2 protein-coding genes are annotated in these 2403 nt (G+C 43.8%); one reads left to right on the plus strand and one right to left on the minus strand.

Features of this window, described 5'->3' with window-relative positions; all coding sequences use genetic code 11:
- Positions 1–39 precede the first annotated feature (39 nt).
- Positions 40–960: an IS5 family transposase gene (locus tag R7R24_RS24270; RefSeq protein WP_025594252.1), complete on the minus strand. Its 921-nt coding sequence runs from the start codon at positions 958–960 to the stop codon at positions 40–42.
- A gap of 112 nt (positions 961–1072) precedes the next feature.
- On the opposite strand from R7R24_RS24270, the gene R7R24_RS24275 reads away from it, so the two are divergent.
- Positions 1073–2107 carry an IS110 family transposase gene (locus R7R24_RS24275; RefSeq protein WP_064377512.1) on the plus strand — a complete coding sequence of 345 codons (1035 nt, stop codon included), beginning with the start codon at positions 1073–1075 and terminating at the stop codon, positions 2105–2107.
- The last annotated feature ends 296 nt before the right edge of the window (positions 2108–2403 follow it).

Consider the following 2403-nt stretch of genomic DNA (forward strand, 5'->3'; position numbering starts at 1 on the left):
TTCGATGAGAAGACATGGTAGCCCCATGTTGTTCAGTTCTTAAACAACATACTGAGTTTCAGGCATACCCAGCCCTGTAAGCTTGTTCAGCGCTTTGATCATAGCGTAAGTCTCACCAACTTGAGCGTTGTAGTCCCTCAGGCTTAATTTCCCACCTAACAACTGTTTTACCCGATACATTGCTGTCTCTGAGAGCGAGCGCTTATGATAACCATACCGCTTTTTCCATTTCTTGTTAGAGCCGTAGAGCTTCTGGCAACCCACTGCTAAGTTGCGAGGATGTCCTCGTTCCCAGAAGGCTGCCCCTTCTCGTGGCGGAATGAGCGGAACAGCTCGCTTGAGCCGTATGGCATCATGGCAATTCCTTGTGTCATAAGCACCATCGCCTGATATCTCAATGATTTTACGGCGTGTCTGCTTAAGCAAGTTGGGAAGTACTTCGGCATCGGTTACGTTAGATAAGCTCAGCTCTGCTGCGACTATTTCGTGGGTGCTAGTATCTACTGCGATATGCAGCTTACTCCAAACCCTACGCTTCCCGTCAGTACCATGCTTCTTGACCTTCCATTCGCCTTCGCCATAAACCTTGAGGCCAGTGGCATCAATGGCTAGGTGTTGTATCGCACCTCTGGTTTTAGTTTTAAATGAAACCTCAACTTCCTTAGCTCGACGGCTTATACAGGTGTAGTGGGGACAAACTAGCGGGATGTTAGCCAGCTTAAATACCGAGTCTAGAAATCCTTGCAGTGCTCTCAACGGCATAGAGAATATGCGTTTCACCATCAGTGCAGTAGTAATGGCTAAGTCGCTGAATTGGCGAGGTCTGCCGCGCTTGCCTTGTTTGTTTTGCTTCCACTCGGCTATCGCTTCCTCATCAATCCAAAAGGTCAGAGAGCCACGGTTTATTAAGGCTTTGTTGTACTGCGTCCAGTTAGTTGTTTTGTAACGAGGTTTAGGCATGAGGCTACGACGATTAATGGGTGTAGCCAATGGTATGGACACCCCTCACCCTTATCACACTGGATTAGCTACATTATATAAACATGGTTTATTCGTAGGATGGGAGGCTCAGATGGGAACGATTATTCGTGTGGGTGTCGATTTGGCAAAAAATGTGTTCCATATTCATGCTGTTGATGAAAATGAAAAAACGACCTGGCAGGGAAAATATGCAAGAAACACATGGTTAAAAGCGATCATGAAACGAGTGCCTTTTACAGCAATCATTGGAATGGAAGCATGTGGTTCCTCTCATTACTGGGCAAGAGAACTTATCAAAGCGGGGTATACAGTGAAGCTTGTTGCAGGTCAATTTGTAAAGCCTTATGTCAAAACGAATAAAAATGACAAAGTCGATGCTGAAGCCATTTGCGAAGCGATAAACAGGCCGAATATGCGCTTTGTGTCTGTAAAGACGAGCGAGCAACAAGATATTCAATCAATGCACCGTGTCCGAGAAGAACTAATTGCTCAGAGGACTGCCAGGGCTAATCAGATTAGAGGCTTAACCGCTGAATATGGAATCGTTGCACCTGTTGGTATCAGTAATTTGAGAAAACATATTCCCTACTGGTTAGAAGACGTAGAAAACTCGTTATCATTCCAATTTAGGGAGTTGCTACAAGTATTGTACGAAGATTTAATCACGCTAGATGAACGCATTGATAAGGTAACTAATAAGATAAAATTGAGTCTTAGTGACAACCCTGTTGCTCAAAGATTAATGAAAATCATCGGCATTGGCCCACTCGTTTGCAGTGCACTACTTATTGACCTTGGTGATGGCATGAGTTTTAAAAGAGGTCGAGATTTTTCGGCATCATTAGGGTTGGTTCCTCGACAATACAGTACTGGGGGACGAGAGAGGTTATTAGGTATAAGCAAAAGAGGCAATGGATACCTGAGAAAGTTATTGGTTCATGGCGCCAGAGCTGCATTTCGCTATGTTAAGGATAAAACAGACGCCTTAAGTTTATGGATCAAAAAGCTAAGTATCACTAAGCATCCGAACGTAGCGATCATCGCGCTTGCGAACAAGTTGGCAAGGATCTCGTGGGCTATTGTTGCCAAAGACGTTGAGTATGACGCATCTCGCGCTGCGGCTTAAATGTTATTGATTTTTGAAAACAGTTATATGAAGAATTGCATAGTAAAGAAATGATGGAAAATAGGTCAAACCAACATTATCAAAACCCAACCTGATCAAAGAGCTAATAGCTCGTGTAGCCGTTTGGGAGTTAATGTGCGGATAACGCCATTATGGTTCGATGCGCAATTAAGGCATCACTAATAAAACCGAATACACGTGGGCAGTTATACCTTCATTTTCATTAAAATTTACTTGCAATAGAGGGAGTGTCCATACACGATCAGATCGTAGCTTCTTGATTTAGTTCCATCGAT

The sequence above is a fragment of the Vibrio sp. 704 genome, from assembly GCF_033339295.1.